Origin of the sequence: Shewanella scandinavica (genome assembly GCF_031932065.1) — a bacterium.
In the GTDB taxonomy this organism is placed as follows: Bacteria; Pseudomonadota; Gammaproteobacteria; order Enterobacterales; family Shewanellaceae; genus Shewanella; species Shewanella baltica.
Genome location: NZ_JAUOES010000063.1, coordinates 1 through 1,053, shown reverse-complemented (window position 1 = coordinate 1,053; position 1,053 = coordinate 1). Strand labels below are relative to the sequence as shown.

Sequence of the window (1,053 nt, the reverse complement as noted above, 5' to 3'; positions counted from 1 at the left end):
GACAGCCTGAGCTGTGCTGAAAACTTGCGTGTCGCCGGCATCCACATCGGTGGCCATCATGTGGCCTTGCAACTGGGTGCCGTCTTCGCTGACGGCTTGAGTTTGTGCCGTCAATACCGGGGCATCGTTGTTGCCCTGGATGGTGACGGTTAACGTGTGGGTCGTGCCGTCGGCGCTGGTGACGATCAAGGTATCGGTGAGGCTGTCACCGGCCTTGAGCTGCTGAATAGTCGCTTGGGTGTTGTTGGCGGTGTAGCTCCAGGCGCCCGCTGCATCAATGCTGAAGTGCCCGTAGCCGGCGCTGCCGGCCACATTCGTCTGCACGGTGAAATGCGCTTCGCCGTTATCGGAGTCGGTGATCGTCAGTTGGCCACTAGCCTGCAGATGACCGCTGGTGACGGCGGCATCCTCAGTGACCGTTCCCACATCCACACCGCCGAACACTGCGCCGTCTGCGGCGCCGGTGACGGTGATGCTGAGGTTTTGCGTGCTGGTGGCGCCAGCGCTGTCGGTTACAGTGATGGGGATCACCACGTCCTGCGTCTGGCCAGCGGCCAGATGTTGGTAGCTGGCATGACCCGGATCAAAGCTGTAGCTGCCGTCGGCGTTGAGCGTGAAGCCGTCGACTGGTTGGGCGATAGAGAAGGTTTGTGTGTCGCCGGCGTCCACATCAGTGGCGACCATGTGGCCGCTGAGCTGCGTATCTTCGGTCACGGCCTGCGTCTGTGCTTGCAGCACAGGAACGTCGTTCGTGCCCTGCAGCATGACGGTGATCGTGTGCGTCGTGCCGTCGGCACTCTGCACCGTCAGGCTGTCCGTCAGGCTGTCGCCCGTCTTGAGCTGCTGAATGGCCACCTGGCTGTTGTCGGCGGTGTAGGTCCACGTGCCTGAGGTATCGAGGCTGAAGTGGCCGAGGCCGTTGCTGCCCGCCACATCGGTCTGCGCGGTGAAGTGCGCTTCGCCACTGTCAACATCGCTGATCGTCAGCTGGCCGCTGGCTTGCAGGTGGCCGCTCTGGACGGACGTATCCTCGCTCACGCTGCCGACGTCCAC

The 1,053-nt window shown here is 62.9% G+C and carries 1 protein-coding gene; it reads right to left on the bottom strand.

All coding sequences use genetic code 11. The features are described from left to right. Nucleotides 1–1,053, bottom strand: a 1,053-nt coding sequence (locus tag Q4Q50_RS22305; RefSeq protein ID WP_311901222.1) for a VCBS domain-containing protein, incomplete at both ends; no start/stop codon positions are given.